The organism is Mycobacterium sp. ST-F2 (assembly GCF_001905655.1).
Classification (GTDB): domain Bacteria; phylum Actinomycetota; class Actinomycetes; order Mycobacteriales; family Mycobacteriaceae; genus Mycobacterium.
This window is the reverse complement of sequence record NZ_JMHT01000007.1, coordinates 38,712-57,590: the sequence shown is the minus strand read 5'-3', so window position 1 is coordinate 57,590 and position 18,879 is coordinate 38,712. Positions and strand designations below refer to the sequence as shown.

The 18,879-nt window shown below is 68.0% G+C and carries 17 protein-coding genes; 6 read left to right on the top strand and 11 right to left on the bottom strand.

What is annotated here, in order from left to right; translation table 11 throughout:
- Positions 1–56 precede the first annotated feature (56 nt).
- From EB75_RS03895 to EB75_RS03880, 4 genes are all read left to right on the top strand, one after another.
- Positions 57–2,495: an Ig-like domain-containing protein gene (locus EB75_RS03895; RefSeq protein WP_073694166.1), complete on the top strand. Its 2,439-nt coding sequence runs from the start codon at positions 57–59 to the stop codon at positions 2,493–2,495.
- Positions 2,492–3,703, top strand: coding sequence for a cytochrome P450 (locus EB75_RS03890; RefSeq protein ID WP_073694165.1), 1,212 nt, complete (start codon positions 2,492–2,494; stop codon positions 3,701–3,703). Before EB75_RS03895 ends, EB75_RS03890 begins: the two co-directional genes overlap by 4 nt.
- The gene (locus tag EB75_RS03885) at positions 3,700–3,894 is read left to right on the top strand and encodes a ferredoxin (protein WP_073694164.1); all 195 of its coding nucleotides are present in this window, start codon (positions 3,700–3,702) and stop codon (positions 3,892–3,894) included. The genes EB75_RS03890 and EB75_RS03885 overlap by 4 nt, the downstream gene beginning before the upstream one ends.
- A gap of 81 nt (positions 3,895–3,975) precedes the next feature.
- The gene (locus EB75_RS03880; RefSeq protein WP_073694163.1) at positions 3,976–5,595 is read left to right on the top strand and encodes a 4-coumarate--CoA ligase family protein; all 1,620 of its coding nucleotides are present in this window, start codon (positions 3,976–3,978) and stop codon (positions 5,593–5,595) included.
- On the opposite strand, the gene EB75_RS03875 is transcribed toward EB75_RS03880, so the two are convergent.
- The 11 genes from EB75_RS03875 to EB75_RS03825 form a co-directional block, all read right to left on the bottom strand.
- On the bottom strand, positions 5,592–6,287 hold the full coding sequence (locus EB75_RS03875) for a hypothetical protein (RefSeq protein WP_073694162.1): 696 nt from the start codon (positions 6,285–6,287) through the stop codon (positions 5,592–5,594). The genes EB75_RS03880 and EB75_RS03875 overlap by 4 nt on opposite strands.
- A 118-nt stretch (positions 6,288–6,405) precedes the next feature.
- Complete coding sequence (locus EB75_RS03870) at positions 6,406–7,416, bottom strand: methionine synthase (RefSeq protein WP_073694161.1); 1,011 nt, start codon at positions 7,414–7,416, stop codon at positions 6,406–6,408.
- Positions 7,417–7,426: 10 nt separating this feature from the next.
- Positions 7,427–7,771 (bottom strand): ArsR/SmtB family transcription factor, encoded by a 345-nt coding sequence (locus EB75_RS03865; protein ID WP_073694160.1) that lies wholly within the window; start codon positions 7,769–7,771, stop codon positions 7,427–7,429.
- Positions 7,768–8,256: an SRPBCC family protein gene (locus tag EB75_RS03860; RefSeq protein ID WP_073694159.1), complete on the bottom strand. Its 489-nt coding sequence runs from the start codon at positions 8,254–8,256 to the stop codon at positions 7,768–7,770. The genes EB75_RS03865 and EB75_RS03860 overlap by 4 nt, the downstream gene beginning before the upstream one ends.
- 76 nt (positions 8,257–8,332) lie before the next feature.
- A complete protein-coding gene (gene mnmA, locus EB75_RS03855) occupies positions 8,333–9,400 on the bottom strand; it encodes a tRNA 2-thiouridine(34) synthase MnmA (protein WP_064985826.1) in 1,068 nt (355 codons plus the stop codon).
- 2 nt (positions 9,401–9,402) lie between these two features.
- Entirely contained in the window at positions 9,403–10,590 is a 1,188-nt protein-coding gene (locus EB75_RS03850; protein WP_073694158.1) for a cysteine desulfurase family protein, read from the bottom strand.
- A gap of 33 nt (positions 10,591–10,623) precedes the next feature.
- Positions 10,624–11,478, bottom strand: coding sequence for a lysophospholipid acyltransferase family protein (locus tag EB75_RS03845; protein WP_142239412.1), 855 nt, complete (start codon positions 11,476–11,478; stop codon positions 10,624–10,626).
- Entirely contained in the window at positions 11,475–12,308 is an 834-nt protein-coding gene (locus EB75_RS03840) for a GNAT family N-acetyltransferase (protein ID WP_073694282.1), read from the bottom strand. The genes EB75_RS03845 and EB75_RS03840 overlap by 4 nt, the downstream gene beginning before the upstream one ends.
- A gap of 110 nt (positions 12,309–12,418) precedes the next feature.
- Positions 12,419–14,029, bottom strand: coding sequence for an amidohydrolase (locus tag EB75_RS03835; protein ID WP_073694156.1), 1,611 nt, complete (start codon positions 14,027–14,029; stop codon positions 12,419–12,421).
- Positions 14,026–15,108 (bottom strand): C45 family autoproteolytic acyltransferase/hydrolase, encoded by a 1,083-nt coding sequence (locus EB75_RS03830; protein WP_073694155.1) that lies wholly within the window; start codon positions 15,106–15,108, stop codon positions 14,026–14,028. The genes EB75_RS03835 and EB75_RS03830 overlap by 4 nt, the downstream gene beginning before the upstream one ends.
- Entirely contained in the window at positions 15,105–16,508 is a 1,404-nt protein-coding gene (locus EB75_RS03825) for a purine-cytosine permease family protein (protein WP_073694281.1), read from the bottom strand. Before EB75_RS03825 ends, EB75_RS03830 begins: the two co-directional genes overlap by 4 nt.
- A gap of 175 nt (positions 16,509–16,683) precedes the next feature.
- On the opposite strand from EB75_RS03825, the gene EB75_RS03820 reads away from it, so the two are divergent.
- Both EB75_RS03820 and EB75_RS03815 read left to right on the top strand, forming a co-directional pair.
- A complete protein-coding gene (locus EB75_RS03820; protein ID WP_286150071.1) occupies positions 16,684–17,682 on the top strand; it encodes a LacI family DNA-binding transcriptional regulator in 999 nt (332 codons plus the stop codon).
- On the top strand, positions 17,679–18,821 hold the full coding sequence (locus tag EB75_RS03815; protein WP_073694154.1) for an NDMA-dependent alcohol dehydrogenase: 1,143 nt from the start codon (positions 17,679–17,681) through the stop codon (positions 18,819–18,821). The genes EB75_RS03820 and EB75_RS03815 overlap by 4 nt, the downstream gene beginning before the upstream one ends.
- The last annotated feature ends 58 nt before the right edge of the window (positions 18,822–18,879 follow it).

The following is an 18,879-nucleotide window of genomic DNA, read 5'->3' as shown; positions in this document are numbered from 1 at the left end:
CGTCGCCAAATATTTGGCATCACTATGACAATTATTCGTCATCATCGGGAGAATGAATGGATACAGCGACGACGCTGAACCACCTGGGACGCTCGGCAAGCGCGGGCCAAGGCTCAGGCCACGCGCGCTTCATCGGGCGCGTGGGCGCATTGGCCGTGGCCCTCGGCATCGGCGTGGCCATCGCCAACGGCCCCGCCATCTGCCTCGCCGATACCGGCACCGACGCCGGCACCTCCGTGTCGTCGTCAGCTGACAGCCCGTCGTCGACCATCAAGAAACCCGAGAAGCCCACCAAGAAGGCGAAAGCGCCTAAGCGGCAGAAGCATTCGGCAATCAAGAACGAGCCGGCCACGAATGACCCGACGGCGTCGTCCGCCACGACTCCGGACAAGGCCGAAACACCCCCGACCAATACTTCCGACGAAAAGCCCACCGCGACACCGAAGAAGCCGCGCCAGGACCGGACCCGCAACCGGGCACCGAAGCCCGCTGTGTCCGTCGCCCAGGCGACCGCCGCGACCACACCGCAGCAGACCAGCAAGACCGCGGCAGTGGCGACGCCGAAACCGGTTGCAGCCCAGGCGCCTTCGGCGGCATCCGCCGCCACCACGGTGTCGTCGGCCCTGTCCGCCGCCGCGACCAAGATCAATTCCCTCACGGCCACAACACAACCGGTATCCACGGCCGCGACCGGTGGAAACTTCGTCACCCAGGTGGTGTCGAGCCTGCTCGGCGCCATCGGACTGGTCCCGCACGCCGGAACCGGTCCGGCCACCCCGCCGCAGGCGCCGGTGCTCTGGACCCTGTTCAGCTGGATTCGCCGCGAGATCGGCAACACCTTCTTCAATTCCGCGCCGATCATCAACTACAAGCAGACCGAGACCAGCCAGACGTTCGGCGGCGTCATCAAGGGCGACCTCAAGGCCACCGACGCCAATGGCGACAAGCTCACCTACACCGTCGACAAGGGCCCGACGAAGGGTGCGGTGACGGTACGGCCCGACGGCACATTCACGTACACCCCAAGTGACGCAATGGCTTTCACCGGCGGCACCGACACATTCACGGTCACCGTCGATGACCGGCCCGGCAATCCGTTCCACTTCAACCTGCTGAAGCTGTTCCAGCCGAACGCCGGCGCCACCACCACAGAAACGGTGACGGTCACCGTGAAGCCGACGAGCCCGCTCGGCACCGCCGACCAGATCGCGCTGGAGCAGAAGGCCCAGGACATCGTCAACACCCCGGAGGTGCAGGCCGCCATCGAGGCCCTCAAGGCGGCGTGGCTGGCGCACGCGCAGCAGCGGTTCGGCCTGGTCGGCGGCGTCGACGCCAAGAATCTGGCGCTGCTGGACCAGGCGGCCCGGGAGCAGGCGCTCAATGCCGCGATGACCGTCGTCAACAACGACCCCGACAACCCATTGGTGATGGCCGTCGACATGCGCGCGCACAGCTGGTACGGCACGGATACCCCGGGTGGGCGTTTCATCTACGACAATCCCGACACCATCTACCGCACCATCCCGGTGCGCAGCGATTCGACCTACGTGATCACCGGCAAGTACCTCGGCGGCGTTCCCGTCGACGGAAACTTCGGCGTCTACGCCGACATCAGCGACGCCAAGCCGATCGGCAATCTGTTGGCGAAGAACCTCGTGGTCAACCCCGACGGCACGTTCACCATCACGGTCGACGGCAATCCCACGCAACCCGGCCAGACCAACCACATCTATCTGCCGCCGGACGCCCAGCAGATCTTCGTCCGGTACACGATGGCGGACTGGAACACCGAATCGGCGCCCAGCCTCACCGTCACGCGCACGAGCGGCCCCGAGGGATCCCGGGCGGAGACGTACGACCAGATGGTCGCCCACACCGTCGACATCCTCGCGAATTTCGGTACCGCCGCGCACAATACGGCGCTGGACATCGTCACCGTCAATCTGCAGACCGGCCAGCTCAAGCCACCCAACACGCTGACGCAGCCGTTCAACTTCCCCGGCACCCTGGTGTCGCAGAAGCAGAGCCTCGGCTACTTCCAGCTGGCCGATGACCAGGCCCTCGTGATCACCATCAATCCCGGCAATGCCGGATACTTCGTAGTTCCGGTGACCAACGACTGGGAGCTCTCCCCCGGTGACGGCACCGAGCAGACGAGTCTGAACAACGTTCAGTCGATCGCCAATCCGGACGGCACCTACACGCTGGTCATCTCCCCCGACGACCCCGGCGTGGCCAACTGGGTTTCCACGGGCGGCCTGAACCAGGGCACCCTCTACATCCGGTTCCAGGCCCTGGACCCCAACAACCCAGCGGTGCCGATGATCGTCTCGCAGCAGGTCGTCACCCTCGACCAGCTCGGCACCGTGCTGCCGGCCGACACCAAGTACGTCACCGATGCCGAACGACAGGCCCAACTCGCCGCCCGCCTGGACGGCTACAACGACCGCTTCGGCCCCTTCCCCCAGCTCACCACAGGAGCACAGTCCGCATGACCACCACCGCCGTCACCTTCACCCCCGGTTCCGCCGCCACCTGGCGCAGCCCCTGGGCCATGTATGCCGCACTGCGCGAACATGATCCGGTTCACCACGTCATCCCCGAGCACGCCCCGGACAAGGACTACTGGGTGCTGTCGCGCTATGCCGACATCTCCGCGGCGGCGAAAGACCACGAGACCTTCTCGTCGGCCCAGGGCCTCACCTTCAACTACGACGACATGGAAGCCGTTGGCATCAAGGACAATCCGCCGATGGTGATGCAGGATCCGCCGGTCCACACCACCTTCCGGCGCCTGGTGGCCAAGGGGTTCACCCCACGGCAGGTCACCGCGATCGAACCAAAGGTGCGCGAATTCGTGGTCGACCGCATCGAGAAGTTGCGCGCCAAAGGCACCGGCGACATCATCACCGAATTCCTCAAACCCATGCCGACCATGGTGGTGGCGCATTATCTCGGTGTCCCGGAAAAAGATTGGGACCGGTTCGACGCGTGGACCGATGCCATCGTGGCCGCGAACGCCACCGGGCACCAGCCCGCGGCAGCCCCGGCCATCGCCGAATTGTTCACCTACTTCAACGAATTGATCGCCTACCGCCAGAAGAATCCTGAAGACGACACCGTTTCGCATCTGGTGGAAGCCGGCTTCGGCGCCGACGGCGACATGTCCGGAATCCTCTCCATCCTGGGCTTCGCCTTCACGATGATCACCGGCGGCAATGACACCACCACCGGAATGCTCGGCGGCGCAGTGCAATTGCTCACCGCGCACCGCAACCAGCGGCAGCTCCTGATCGACGATCCGACACGCATCCCGGACGCCGTGGAAGAACTGCTGCGGCTCACGTCCCCGGTACAGGGCCTGGCGCGCATGACGACCCGCGACGTCGAGATCGAGGGCACCACCATTCCGGCCGGCCGCAAGACCTTCCTGCTGTACGGCTCGGGCAACCGCGATCACCGGCAGTGGGGACCCGATGCCGAGGAACTGAACGTGCTGCGCCGGCCCGCTCAGATCCTGACGTTCAGCCATGGCAACCACCACTGCCTGGGTGCCGCAGCGGCCCGCATGCAGGCCCGCGTCGCGCTCGAGGAACTGCTGTCCCGCTGCCCGGACTTCGACGTCGACGCCGAGGCGGTCGAGTACGCCGAAGGCAGCTATGTGCGCCGCCCGACCCACCTTCCGTTCACGGCGCAGCCATGAGCCGGGTGGAGGTCGATCGCGACATCTGTATCGGCATGGGCATGTGCGAGGGCATCAACAGCACCGTGTTCCGGGTAGCTGACGGCGGCACGGTCGACATCGGTGACACGACCGATGTCGACCTGCCGGTGCTGCGCCGGGCAGTCGCGGCCTGCCCGACGGGGGCGTTGCGCTTGATCGACGAGATGTAACGCGGCCCGATAACCCGGCCCCACAGCGGCAGTCAACCGGCATGACGCACGTCACCCCGGCATGGTTCGATCTAAGACGCCATGACTATCGCCAGCCCTTTCCCCGAGGTCCAGATCCCGACGACGGCCGTCTACGAGTTCATCTTCGGCGATCTGGACGACTCGGATGCTGATCGCATCGCCATCACCGAGGTCGCGACGGGCGCCGACTACACCTACCGCGAACTGACCACCCGGATCGAGGCGTTCGCCGGCGCGCTGGCCGCCCGCGGCCTGGGTGTCGGCGACGTGGTGGGCCTGCTGGCACCCAACAGCGCCGCGTTCGCGGTGGCCTTCCACGGCATTCTGCGGTCCGGCGCCACGGCCACGACCATCAATGCGTTGTTCACCGCCAAGGACATCGCCAAGCAGCTGACGGACTCCGGTGCCGCCATGCTCATCACCGTCACGGCGCTGGCGCCGCAGGCACTGCAGGCCGCCGAGCAGATCGGGTTGGCACCCGACCGCATCGTCCTCCTCGACGGTCCCGGGAGCGCGATCGACGGCCATCCGAACGCCGCGGAACTTCTCGACGCCGCACTGCCGGCTCCGCAGGTGAGCTTCGACCCGGCCACCCACCTGGCGGCCCTGCCGTACAGCTCGGGTACGACGGGAAATCCCAAGGGCGTCATGCTCACCCACACGAATCTCGCGGCGAATGTGGCGCAGATTCGGCCGATCCAGGCGATGGACGGGGACGACCGCGTGCTGGCGGTGCTGCCGTTCTTCCACATCTATGGCATGACGGTGCTGCTGAACTCCGTGCTGCACGCCCGGGCCCGGCTGGTCATCATGCCCAGCTTCGACCTCGCCCAGTTCCTCGGGACCATTCAGGACCACAAGTGCACATTCGCCTTCATCGCCCCGCCCGTCGCGGTGGCCCTGGCCAAGCACCCGATGGTCGACTCGTACCGGCTCGATTCGCTGAAGGGCCTGATGTCGGGCGCCGCTCCACTCGATGACGACCTCGGGATGGCCGTCGCTGACCGGCTCGGCTGCCCCATCGTGCAGGGCTACGGCATGAGCGAGCTGAGCCCGGTGAGCCACTGCATGCCGTTCGACGGGGGCCGCGAAATCGTAGGCGCCGTCGCGCCTTTGAGCTCGTGTGGCTGGACCGTGCCCAATGCCGTCAGCAAGATCGTCGACCCCGATACCGGGGCCGAGATCGACCAGCCCGAGCACGGCCTCAGCGAGGTCGGCGAATTGTGCTTCCGGGGTCCCAACGTCATGGCCGGGTACCTCAACAACGACGCGGCCACCCGCGAGACCATCGACGCCGATGGTTTCCTGCACACCGGTGACCTGGCCCGGGTCGACGCCATTGGCTGTATCTACATCGTCGACCGGCTCAAGGAGCTCATCAAGTACAAGGGCTACCAGGTGCCGCCGGCCGAATTGGAGGCCGTGCTGCTCACGCATCCGGGCATCGCCGATGCGGCGGTGGTCGGTGTTCGCGATCCGGAATCGGGCGAGGAAGTGCCCAAGGCGTTCGTGGTCCTGCAACCGGAGTCCACGCTGTCCGGCGACGAGATCATGGATTACGTCGCCGGCCAGGTCGCGCCGTACAAGAAGGTCCGGCAGGTCGCGTTCATCGACGCGATCCCGAAGTCCGCGGCCGGCAAGATTCTGCGCCGCGAACTGCGCGATATCCGCGAGATCTAAGGGCCGATCTCCAGTTCGGCGTCGCGCTGAGCCTTGGCCTGGCGATACCCGACAGCGAGTCCGACGAGCGGCATCAGAATCAGCCCCGCCAGTCCGAACAGGTCACCCCGCACCTCGACCGGCTCGGCCGCAGCCCACACCGGGATGCCAGTGTGGTCGACCGACATCAGATCCGCAGCGCCCTCCTCGTTGACCAGCAAGGGCACCTGCAGCTCGAGGGGCGGCGGCGCCGCGGTCGGCGACGACCAGGAACCGCCGGCGGGCGCCCTGACGACGTGCTGTTCGGCCACGACGACGGGCAACGGCGCGTTTGGTGGCGTGAACGTTGGTGCCGCGGCGGGATTGTCAGAACCAGAGTTGGACTGAGCGCCCGACGCGGCCTTGTTTGCCCTGCCGATTGCGCTGCCGTTGCCATTGCCGTTCGAGTTCGACGAGTTCCCGTTGTTGGTCTGACTGGAGATCGACGATTTGGGGCCGGAGCTGCTGTTCTCCGCGGCACCACCGCCGTTGCCGGAGTTGCCGCGTGAAGCGCTGCTCTGGCCGGAACCGGACTTGCCCGAACCGCTGTTGCCACCATTGCCGTGCGAGCCGCCGGGGTCGGCGGCGGCGATCGCCGCCGAGGGCCCCGCCACGGCGAGAAGTGCCGCGACCGAAAGGTTCGCGATCGTCAGCAACGCATCGTCACGGCGCACGTTCGCCCCCGATCGTTTCCTTGCTGAGTGGCAACCCCCTGCGCACTCTGGACCCTCATCATGGCACGTCACCGCGCCCGAGTGAACCCATTCGACCGTTCGCTGGGAAGACCAGAACTCACGCTGCATCCGGGTCGTCGGCAATGCCGTCCGCGGCCTTGCGCAGCAGGGTCAATGCCGTGCGGGCCCACTTCTCCGTCACCCCGGCCAGACCACATGCCGGCGTCAGTCCGACGCGCTCACGCAGGACCGCGCGCGGAAAGCCGAGCCGGTCGGTGACGCTCGCGGCCGTGGCGGCCACCTTCTCGACGGGAACGGGACGATCCGGGGCCACACCCGGCAGGACCCCCAGCATGATGGTCCGGCCTGCCTCGACCCATTCGCCGATGCCATCGAGATCGGCGGCGGTCAGCTTGGACGCATCGACCGAGACCGCCTCGAAGGCGGTACGCGCCAGGGTTTTCCACGGCACATCGGTGGCGCACACGTGAATGCTCGCCGGCCCGCCGACGGTCGCGATGCACTCATCGAGCAGGCTCGCGGCCAGCAGCGCGTCGACCGGAGCCACCGGCGACATCCGGGTCACCCCGGCGAGCCGTCCGGCCAACGCAGCGGGCAGTGCTGGTTCGTCGAACTGCACCACCACCTCGGCCTCGCAGCGTCGCGCGACCTCGGCCCGATGACGGGCGACCCCCTCGGCGAGCGAGCCGGTGAGGTCGCGCAGGGCGCCCGGGTCGGTGATGGCCCGGTGGCCGCCGCACAATTCGAGTTCGGCGGCCAGCGTCAGCGGACCGGGCACCTGCACCTTGATGATCCGTCCGGTACCGCGCAACCCGGCCTTCTCCCATGCCTCTTCGAGCGCGTCGACGTCCTCGTCGAGCAGGCCGGTGGCCCGGCGCACGACGGCGCTACGCCCCGGTGCGATGCGGTAGCCACGGGGCACGGTGTCGATGCCGATGTCGACCAGAAGCGCACCGGCTCGTCCGATGATGTCGGCGCCGACGCCGCGGGCCGGCAGTTCCACGAGATGCGGCAGCGCGGGCAGCTCGCCGACGACGACTGCCGCCGCTTCCCGGGCGACCGTCCCCGGCCACGAGCCGATACCGGTTGCCTGGGCGAAAACAGTCACGCGGCCAACACTATTCGATGGGGTCTTCGGCCCGATCCTCCACGTAGGTCCGCAGGCGGTCCAGCGCCCGGTCCCAGCGCCTCGACAACGCGGTCAGGTACTCGCTGGCCTCGGCGAGCGGGTCCGGCTGGATGCGCCAGATGCGCTCACGTCCGTGCCGGCTGCTGGTCACCAATCCGACCGCCTCCAACAGCAGCAGATGTTTGGTGGCCGCCTGCCGGGTCACCGGGATCACCTGTGTCACTTGCAAAGTCGAGCACGGTCCGGCCTCGCAGAGCCGCACGACGATACGCAGCCGATTGGGGTCGCCGAGGGCGTCGAACAGCGGCGCCCGGTCTTCGACCGCGGTACTCACACCGGCTCGCCCAGGTACTTGCGTACCAGTTTCGTCTGCGCTTCCCAGCCGCCGCTGTTGGCCTCGAATGCCGCGGCGCGACGGTCGGCGGGAATGCTGTCGAACCCGGATTCGACGATCTGCAGCAGGACGCCGTCGGCGGTTTCGGTCAGAGTGAACTCGACCAGCGTGGTCGGCTCGCTGTCATAGTCGGCGCCGGGTTCGACGGCGTACGGGTGCCACCGGAAGGCCAGTCGCCGCGGCGGGTCCACGGCGACGATCTGCCACACCGAGGCTGTCCCGGCGTGCGGTTCCTGCGCGGCGGCGACCTCGTCGTCGACCTCGGTCGGTGTGATCACCCCGGTCACCGATTCACCCGCGACGAACGGGCCGTCGAATCGGACGCCGAACCAGCGCCCGAACTCGTCAGCGTTGGAAATGGCGCGCCACACGCGGTCGAGCGGGGCACGCAGGGTGACTTCTTTTTCGATGCGATCGGAATTCATAAGCAACCTCCTGGTTGCCTATCACGCTACGACCGAAACTTCAGAAACGCAACCATTTGGTTGCTTTCGGATGGGATCAGCGCGCGATCGTGGCGCTGGCGATGACCTCGTCGCCGTCCGGGTCGCGGCGGTACAGCACCATGGTCTGACCTGGGGCGACGCCGCGCAGCGGAGTGCGCAGCTGCACGTCGAGCACGCCGTCCGCGAACTCGGCGACCGCGTCGGCCAGTCCGCCGTGCGCCCGCACCTGGATCAGGCATTCCACCGGGCCATCAAACGGCACACCCGAGGTGAACACCGGACGCTCGCCCGTCAGTTCGTGGATCTCGAGATCCTCCACGCCGCCGACGTGCACGGTCCCGGTCTCGGCGTCGATGCCCGTGACGTAGCGCGGCAGGCCGTCCGGCCCCGGACCCGCGATGCCCAGGCCCTTGCGCTGACCGATGGTGAACCCGTGCACGCCGTCATGCTCGGCGAGCTTGGTGCCGCCGGCATCGACGACCGCACCCGGACGTATCCCGATGCGGGCGCCGAGGAAGGCCCGGGTGTCGCCGGACGGAATGAAGCAGATGTCGTGGCTGTCCGGCTTGTCGGCGACGGCCAGCCCACGCTCGGCGGCTTCCTGCCGGATCTGCGGCTTGGGGGTGTCGCCGATCGGGAACAGCGCATGGCTCAACTGCTCGGCCGTCAGTACGCCGAGGACGTACGACTGGTCCTTGTCCGCGTCGACGGCACGGCGCAGCCTGCCGTCCTCGAGCCGCGCGTAGTGCCCGGTTGCCACGGCGTCGAATCCCAGTGCCAGGGCCCGGGCCGACAGCGCCGAGAACTTGATCTTCTCGTTGCAGCGCACGCAGGGGTTCGGCGTCTCGCCACGGGCGTACGACTCGACGAAGTCGTCGATGACGTCTTCCTTGAAGCGGTCCGCGAAATCCCAGACGTAGAAAGGGATTTCGAGGATGTCCGCGACCCGGCGGGCATCCCCGGCATCCTCTTTGGAGCAGCAACCGCGCGACCCGGTGCGCAGGGTGCCGGGCGCGGTGGACAGCGCCAGGTGCACGCCCACCACGTCATGGCCCGCGTCGACCATGCGCGCCGCGGCCACCGAGGAGTCCACTCCCCCGCTCATCGCTACCAGAACCCGCATGACTACCTTCCCAACCCGGCACTGGCCAGTGCGGCCTGACGGGCCCGCTCGACCGCGGCCGGCAGCACGGCCAGCGCGGCATCGATGTCGGCGTCAGAACTGGTGTGCCCCAATGAAAATCGGAGTGATCCGCGGGCGCTCGCCGGATCGGCGCCCATCGCGATCAAGACATGTGACGGCTGTGCGACGCCGGCGGTGCAGGCCGAGCCCGTCGAACACTCGACACCCTTGGCGTCCAGCAGCATCAGCAGGGCGTCGCCCTCGCAGCCGCGAAAAGTGAAGTGCGCGTTGCCCGGAAGCCGATCCTCGCCGGTGCCGCCGTTGAGCACCACGTCGTCGATGCCGGACAGCACGCCGTCGACCAGGCGGTTCCGCAAGGCGCCGATCCGGGCCCGGTGGGCGTCCAGGCCCTCGACCGCGACGCGCGCTGCGGCAGCCATGGCCACCACCCCCGCGACATCCGGTGTGCCCGAACGCACGTCACGTTCCTGACCACCACCGTGCAGCAGCGGCACGCAGGCGACATCCCGGCGCAGCAGTAGCGCCCCGACCCCGGTCGGGCCGCCGAACTTGTGTGCCGCCACACTCATGGCGGACAGCCCACTCGCCGCGAAATCGACCGGCACGGCACCGACCGCCTGGATCGCGTCACTGTGGATGGGCACACCGAATTCAGCTGCGACCGCAGCCAATTCGGCGACCGGCTGGATGGTGCCGACCTCGTTGTTGGCCCACATCACGCTGATCAGCGCGACGTCGTCATGGGTTTCGAGAATCTCACGCAGGGCTTCCGCGGAGGCGGCACCCGAACTGTCCACGTGCAGCCACGTCACCTCTGCACCCTCGTGCTCGACCAACCACTCGACGGCATCGAGTACCGCGTGGTGTTCGACGGGCGACACGACAATCCGACGGTGTCCCGGGCAGCTGCCCCGGCGGGCCCAGAAGATGCCCTTGACGGCCAGGTTGTCGCTCTCGGTGCCACCCGCGGTGAAGATCACTTCGGAGGGCCGGGCACCCAACTGCTGGGCCAGGGACTCGCGGGCCTCCTCCATCCGGCGCCGGGCGGCCCGGCCGGAGGTGTGCAACGAGGACGCGTTGCCGCCTGCCGCCAGGACCGCCGTCATCGCCTCGATGGCAGCGGGGTGCATCGGGGTCGTGGCGGCGTGGTCCAGGTATGCGGGGCTCATGGCCTGTCCAGGATACCGGCCAGGCCAAACCGGTCAGGCTGCCAGCACGTGCCCGTGAACAGCGGCGACGGGCAGCGGACCCACCTGGTGCACCGCAGCCTGGCACCGGGCGGCCAGATCCCGGCGGTCGGTGCCGGGCAGCTGCAGCGACTGCACCTGCATGTGGCACACCGTCAGCTTGGCGGTGATGACGCGCTTGATGGACGTCAGCAGCGAATCGTCGCCGATGAACGCCGGGATGGTCGACTGCGCGCCGCCCGGGTGCCGGTAGGTCAACTGCAGCGGCTGCACGGGGCGACCGGTGTCGATGGCAGCCTGGAACATGGCCGGGGCGAACGTGCCGTGCCCCAGCCCGCACCATGTCGTGCCCTCGGGGAACGCGACGACCGTCTGACCTGCGGTGAGCCGGTCCCCGACGGTGCGGACGACGTCGGGCAGGCGACGCAGGCTGTGCCGGTCGATCGGGATGACCTTCAGCAGCCGGGCCACGAAGCCCAGGGCCGGCCACTCGATGAGGTCGGCGCGGGCCACGAACGAGCCGGGCATGACGGCGCCGATGGCGAAGATGTCCACCCACGACACGTGCCCGGCGACCACCAGGACGCCGCTCAGGTTGCGAATGGGGCCACCGGAAACGGTGATCCGCACGCCCAGGCACCGCAGCATCAGCCGGCAGTACATCCGCTGGATGCGGGACTTGCCGGGCAGCGGCACCGCCAGCAGCGGCAGTGCCGGCAGCAGCAGCATCGTCATGATGAGCCGGACGGTGGTGCGCAGCACGACGACGATCGGGCGGCTGACGTGCACGGCATCGACCCGGATGCAGCTGGTGTCGCACGACGCCTTCGGCAGCCAGGCGTGCTCCTGCGGTGTCACGGGCGTTGTCACTGGGCGGCCTTGTCGGTCGCCGCGGCCGCCGACCGCAGCCGGGTCAGGTACCGAACGTCGGCTTCGCGCTTGTCCAGCAGGGCCGGGAAGTCACCAACGCCGAAGTCCGGGTCGTAGGCCGGGTCACCGCACACCTTGGCGCCGAGGCGCAGGTAGCCGCGCATCAACGGCGGCACCGTCACCCGGGCCGGCGGCTCGATGTCGTCGAGCAGCTTGCCGTCGATGATCACCGGGCGGTACGGGCGCACCTTGTACTCCGAGGCGTGCCGCGTGTTGACGAAGTCGCGCACGCCGCGAATCTGGGTGGCCGGTGGCTCGTCGGGGCTGCCCTGGATGGGCACCGACACGCAGCCGGTGACGTAGTCGTAGCCGCTGTGGTCCAGGTAGGCCAGGATGCCGCCCCACATCAGCAGCACGACGGCGCCGTTGCGGTGGTCGGCGCGGACCACTGCGCGGCCCATCTCCACCAGCGACGGGCGCAGGCGGTCGAGCGCGGTGACGTCGAATTCCGTTGCGGTATACAGTCCGCCGGCGGCGATGGCGCCGGGCGGCGGCAGCATGCGGTAGCAGCCGACGTACTCGCCGGTGTGGTCCTCGCGGACCAGCAGGTGATCGCAGAACTCGTCGAATCGGTCGGCGTCGCGGCCGCTTTCGAATCCGGGGCTGTCGTCGGTGAGGGTGTAACCCGGCTCGGAGGTGAACACGTGGTGACGAAGCCGCTGCGCGGCGTCGATGTGTTCGGGATCGGCCGACAACAGGAGGGTGTACCTCGGGGTGTCGGTCGAAGCAGCAGTGTCGTCGGGGGCGATGAGTACAGAACTAGTGCTCATGCTCAGCACGGTGACGGAGCCGATCAGCGCGGCGGCATCAATCACGTAACGCGTTGATGACCGGTTGCGAAACGGTTGGCTTTCACCGTGATCTGGGGTCTGAAATGCCCTCAGCCCACGTGATGCTCGCGGCCCGCCATCACCGTCGTCCGCACGCGGGCCGTCAATAACGCATCGACACCGACGGTGAACGGATCGCGATCCAGCACAACGAAATCGGCCGCATGCCCGGCGGCCAGCCGGCCCGTCACGTCCTCCCACCGGCATGAGTAGGCGGCGTCACGCGTTCCGTGTGCCAGCGCCTCGGCCAACGGCAACGCATACTGCGGCAGGTGCGCTGCCAGGGCCGGATCGGACGCGGACCGCCGCGTGGTCGCGACGAACATATTGGGCAGCGGCGGGTACGGCGCGGTCGGCGCATCCGAGCCGAACGCCAATGTCGCACCGGCAGAAGTGAATTCAGGCCACGGGAACCCCCGATCGGCCCGGTGGTCACCCAGCATGGCCCGCCAGTTGTCGGCGATGGCGGGGTCGGCGTGGACGGGCTGCATGGAGGCGACGACACCGAGCCGGGCCAGCCGCGCGACGTTGGCCTCGGTGACGGTCTCCAGATGCTCGATGCGATGCCTGCGGTCCCGCGGCCCGTTCACCTCGATCGCGTGCTCCAGCGCCGACAGCGCGATGTCAGAGGCTTCGTCACCGATGGCGTGCATGGCCACCTGCAGTCCCGCGGCATCGGCTGCGGCCACCACCGGCGCGAGTGCTTCCAGATCCCAGATGGGGCCGGGATGGCTGCCGTCGGCGTACGGCTCTTTCATCGCGGCGGTACAGCTGTCGATGACGCCGTCGACCAGGATCTTGATGCCGGTGATGCGCAGCCACGGCCCGGACAGTCGCCGGTTGAGCTCGACGGCTTCGCGCACCTGGGCCAGATTCTCGGCAGCCGAGGACGTGCGGTTGATGATCCAGTGTCCGGCGATCCGCAATGGCAGCGTGCCGTCACCTGCCGCGAGGGCACGTTCCAGGGCGGGCAGATCGGCGCCATCGAGACCCATGTCGACGGCACCCGTCACACCGGCTGCCAGATAGTGCGTGAAGGCGGCGGCGAGCGCCGTGTCGCGTTCGGCGTCGGTGACGGTGCCGTCGAGGAACGTGCGCATCAAACCCAGTGCGGCCGTTTCGTACAGCATCCCGGTGGCATTGCCCTCGGCGTCACGCTCGATGGTGCCACCGATGGGATCCGGGGTGTCGGCGTCAATGCCCAGCTCGCGCAGCGCCGCGGTGTTCACCCACGCCGAGTGCACGTCGTTGGACGCCAGGTACACCGGCCGGTCGGCGACGGCCGCGTCGAGCATGTGCCGGTCGGGGGCCTGGCCGGCCAGTGGCGCGTAGAGCCAACTGCGGCCCAGAATCCTCGCAGCAGACGGATCGTCGGAAGCCGCTGCAGCCAAACGGTTTTGGATGTCAGCGAGATCGACGGCGTCGAACAGGTCCACCTGTTGCAGCGACTGTCCCATCGACACCAGATGCGTGTGCGCGTCGATGAAGCCGGGCAACACCAGCGCGCCGTCGAGTTCGACGGTGCGCGTGATGCCGGGCCATCCGTCGGCGGACGCCGTGTCGCCGACGAAGACCAGTTCCGTTCCGTCCACAACGAGGGACTGGGCCCATTCCGGTTCGGCAGCGGTGAAGATCCGTCCGCCGCGATAGTGCGTTGTCATCGGGCGACGACCTCCGTGCATTCCAGGGTGGTCCAGGCGCCGTCCCGGGCCTGAAGAGGTGTGCCCGCCAGGATGCCGGCGCGGCGGTGCTCGGGTTCCAGCAGCACGGTCGCCAGGGTCGCCCAACGCTGCCCGAACACCGCGTCCGGCGCGGGTACGCAACACAGTTGCGGCTCACCGGGATCGGACCGCAGATAGTGGACGAGATCGTCGGGCTGCCGCGGCGTCGGGTAGCTCCCGAGCTTAGACATGATGAGCTGCAACCGTTCCTGCGAATCCGGGTCGTACAGCCCTGGCTTTTCGAACGGCGTGTTCCGCGCATCGAGAAAGTGGTTGGTGTGGGGCAGATAGCCGTCACACGGTGGCAGTACACAGACGCCGCGGGGGCTGAGCTCGGCGCAGACGGCCGTCTCGGTATCGAGCAGGGTGAAGGCGCCCGAGGTGCTGATCGGCGCCCCACGCAACAACTCCAGTGCCTCGGCGACGCTGCCCGCGTTGCCGAGCACCGCCGCGGCCAGCACGTGCACCGGCACCCCGGTGGGAGCGTCGTCGCGGTGGCCGAGGATGTTGAAGAACAAGCCGAGCCCCGCGCTGTTGACGCCGATCTTGCCGAGCATGCCGTGCTCCGTCAGGCCCACATACGAGTACGTCGGGCCGCTCACGGTGTGCAGATGCCAGAACGGGTCCATCTCCTGGTGCCAGTCCCAGGTCTGGATGCCGAACGGCGATCCCGCCCGCGGCAGGTGCCCGATGGTGGAACATTCACCGGGCCGGCTACCGAGCGCCTGCGACAGGATCTCGGTGCGGGCGTTGACCGCGATGACCCGCCAGGGTTCCAGACCCGCACCGTCGGCCACGCCGAGGATCTCGTCGGTGTACCGGGCGTCCCACCCGGTGATGATGTCGGCGATGCGGTCCGCGTCGGAATGCGCTGTCGCGTCAGCGATTCCGACGGTGTGGAACAGCTCGAAATACAGGTCGACGGCCGCGGGTAGCTCGGCACGCAATGCGTGTCCGCGGGCCACCCCGCGTTCGGCGGGCGAGGCGGCGTCGACGGTGACCATCAGCCGGGTGCTCATCGTGTGACCTGCCGGCGGCTCATCAGCACGACGTAGACCACCGCTGGCACCAGGAGCCCGACCGGCAGCGAAAGATCGACGCCACCAACCGCTTTGGCCACCGGACCGGTGAACACCGGGGCGGCGACGCACATCAGGCTCAGGCCGATCCCGACCACCACGGCGACGACGCCCGCCCAATTGACCCCGGCGGTGTACCAGTAGGGGCTGGCACTGGTCTCGTCGCTGAGGCCGGGCCCGTCGTAGGTGTTGCGGCGCCACAGCACATCGGCGACATACACGGCCATCACCGGCCCCATCACGGTGACCACGAGCTGCATCATATTGCTCACGGTGTCAAGGAAATTCGATACGAGCAGGGCATACATCGTCATTGCGGTGCCGATGCTGCCGTCCAGCAGGACGCTCCGCGAGCGGCGCAGCTTCAGGCCCACCGACTGCAGCGCCAGCCCGGAGCTGTAGGCCGTCATGGCGTTATTGGCGATGGTGCCCACGATGACCGCGACGAGGAAGACGGGAATGAACCACGACGGCAGGACGCCCTCGATCGCGGACTCCGGATCGGCCATGTTCAACGCCGTCCCGGCGAGGGCGCCGAGCCCGGTGGTCAAGACGCTGGGGACGAACGCACCGAGCGAGGTCCACCCGGCCACGGCGACCGGCGACGTGTCCGACGGCAGGTAGCGGGCGAAGTCGGCGCTGTTGGTGTACGACAGCGGCGCCGACGCGACGATGGTCAATCCGGCAGCGATGGCCGCCCACAGCCCGACGCCGTGCAGAGGCTCGGCGGGGTGATATGCCCAGTCCGCCTTGCCCAGAACGAAAAACGCCATCACGACGAAGACCGCGGTGAGCACGAGTGCGAGCGGCTGGTACAGCCGGACGATGGTGGCGTGCCCGTAGACACCGATGACGAGGGTGACTCCGGCAACGGCCAGGATCAGCACGACCTTGACGGGGACGGTCACCTCGACGCCGAATCGCTCGGCCAGCCGGAACGCGGTGTAGGAGGCGGCCGCCCAGTTCAGCGCGAGGTAACACACGCTGATGAACCAGCTGGTCACGAGGATGTTGACCCGGTTGCCGCGGATGCCGTACATCGCCCGGCTGATGACCTCGCTCGGGGTGCCCGACGCGGGGCCGCTGACGGCGACGATGCCGGTGAGGACGGAGAACAGGTTACCGACGACGATGACGGCCAGCGCCTGCCAGAGGCTCAGCCCCATCAGGATGAGCGTGCCGCCGACCACCAGTGCGAGGTATCCGACGTTGGGCGCGGCCCAGACCGCGAACAGCTCGCGGGCCCGGCCGTGCCGCTCGGTTTCCGGGATGTAGTCGATGCCGTGGGTTTCGACCTGTCCCAACCGATCGGCGGACGGCTGGTCAGTTGTGGGCGTCATCAGAGACATGACTCCTCCGGGGACTTGCAGGGCGTGTGATGGCGATCACCGTACGGAACCAAATCGATTTGGACAACGGGTGGAACAAACTATCTTCAAATCGATTTGGTGCAGGTCTTTGGATTGCTAGCGTGTGGTGGTGACACAACGACGGACCCGTCCTACCATCCACGACGTGGCTCGCCGCGCCGGAGTGTCCGCGACCACCGTCTCGCATACGTTCAGCGGCAAGGGCGTGGTCGCTGCCCCTACCCGCCAGCATGTCCGCGAGGTCGCCCGCCAATTGGGCTACCGGCCCGATGTCGTCGCGCAAGGCCTGCGCAACAGCAGGCTCGGCGTGCTGGCCCTCGTCCTGCGGCCACTGGAGACGCTGGATTCGTTCCTTCCCGAGGGCGTCGACTACTTTCTCCGGTTCGCCGGGCAAGCCGCCCTGGCCGCGATGGAGCTGGGCTACGGGCTCATGCTCGTCGCCGATCCGACGCGGGAGGACTCGCCCGCAGCTGCCTTGGCGTGCGATGGTTTCCTTATCACCGAACCGGTCGCGAACGACCCGCTCGTCGCCATGCTCTCCGAGGAGCACATACCGTTCCTGAGCGTCGGACGGGATCCCGAGAACGCCGGTTATGACAGCTGGCTCGATACCGGCACCGCGTCGATGACACGGCAAGTGCTGCAGCATCTTCAGGACGCGGGCGCGACGCGTATCGCGTTGGTGACAGGAACGGATCGGAACTCGTGGAACCTCGACACTGAGTCGACGTACCGCGACTGGGCCGCGCAACACGGGCAGGAACCGCTCGTCGTGCATCAACCCGAGACCGCGGGCCAGGTCGGCGGAACCGCGGCTTTTGACGAACTCTTCAGTGCCGCAACGACTCCCGACGCCGTCTACTGCCTCACCGGCCGCCACGCCGCCGGCATGCTGAGCGCCCTCACCGGTCACGACCTTCGGGTGCCCGACGATGTGCAACTCGTCGCCGGTTCGGATTCCGAGCAGACCCGCTCGGCCGTTCCCGCGATCACCGCGGTGGATCTGGGCCCCGAACTCCTGGCCCGCGTCGCGGTCACCACGCTCGCCAATCGCCTTGACGCCGTGGACCGCCCGATCCCGAACGGCGACCTGTGCGGCCGCCTCATCACCCGCGGCTCCACCCGGCCTATGATGCCGCGATGAGAAGCCGCGCCGCGATTGTCCGTGAGGTCGGCGGAGACTGGTCGGTCGAGGAATTCGAGCTCGACCCGCCGCGCGCCGGTGAGGTCCTGTTGCAGATGGCCGCGGCGGGACTGTGCCACTCCGACGATCACATCCGCGCCGGCCAACTGGCGGCACCCAAAGGCGCTGCGGTGCCGAGCATGCCGCCCACCATCGGCGGTCACGAGGGCTCGGCGGTGGTGCTCGAAGTCGGTCCGGGCGTCACCCGGTTCTCCCCCGGCGACCATGTGGTGACGTCGTTCCTCGCGGTGTGCGGGAAATGTCGTTGGTGCACAAGCGGTATGGAGTACCTGTGCGACGTCGGCGCCGGCACACTGATTCCCGGGATGCCCACCGATGGCACGTTCCGTCATCACAGCCTCGCCGGTGAAGAGTTGCGACACACCTCGAAGATCGGCGCGTTCGCCGAACACACTGTGGTGGCGGCGGATTCGCTGGTGAAGATCGACCCGGCATTGCCGCTGGTGCCCAGCGCGCTGCTGTCCTGCGCGGTGCCCACGGGCTACGGGTCGACGGTGCGGCGCGCCGGGGTGCGTGCCGGCGACACCGTCGTCGTGATCGGGGTCGGCGGGATCGGTACTGCGGCGTTGCAGGGGGCCGCGTTGGGTGGGGCTGCTCATGTTGTGGCCGTCGACCCGGTGGCGTTCAAGCGGGAGTCCGCAGTCGGGTTCGGCGCCACCCACGCCGCGGCCACCGTCGCCGAAGCTCTTGAGCTGGTACGGGATCTGACGCACGGCGTGATGGCCGACGCCGTGGTCGTGTCACCGTCGCTGATCGGTGACGGTGACGTCTCCGATGCCCTGTCCCTGACCCGAAAAGGCGGCACCTGCGTGCTGACCGGGATGGCCGCGCCCTCGGCCGGGGCCGCGCAACTCGACCTGCAGGACCTGATCCTGATGAACAAGAACCTCTGCGGAACGTTGTTCGGTTCGTGCAACCCGACCACCGAGATCCCGGCGCTGGCGCAGCTCTATCAAGAGGGTCGGCTCAAGCTCGACGAGATGATCACCCGGCGCTACCGACTCGACGACATCAACGAGGCGTTCGATGACCTCTTGGGCGGCCGGGTGATTCGCGCGGTGATCGATTACGGCGTGTAGGCGCACTCGCAAAAGTTCGCCGTAGGTACAGCCTCGACGCGCTCGCGCCCCCACCTCG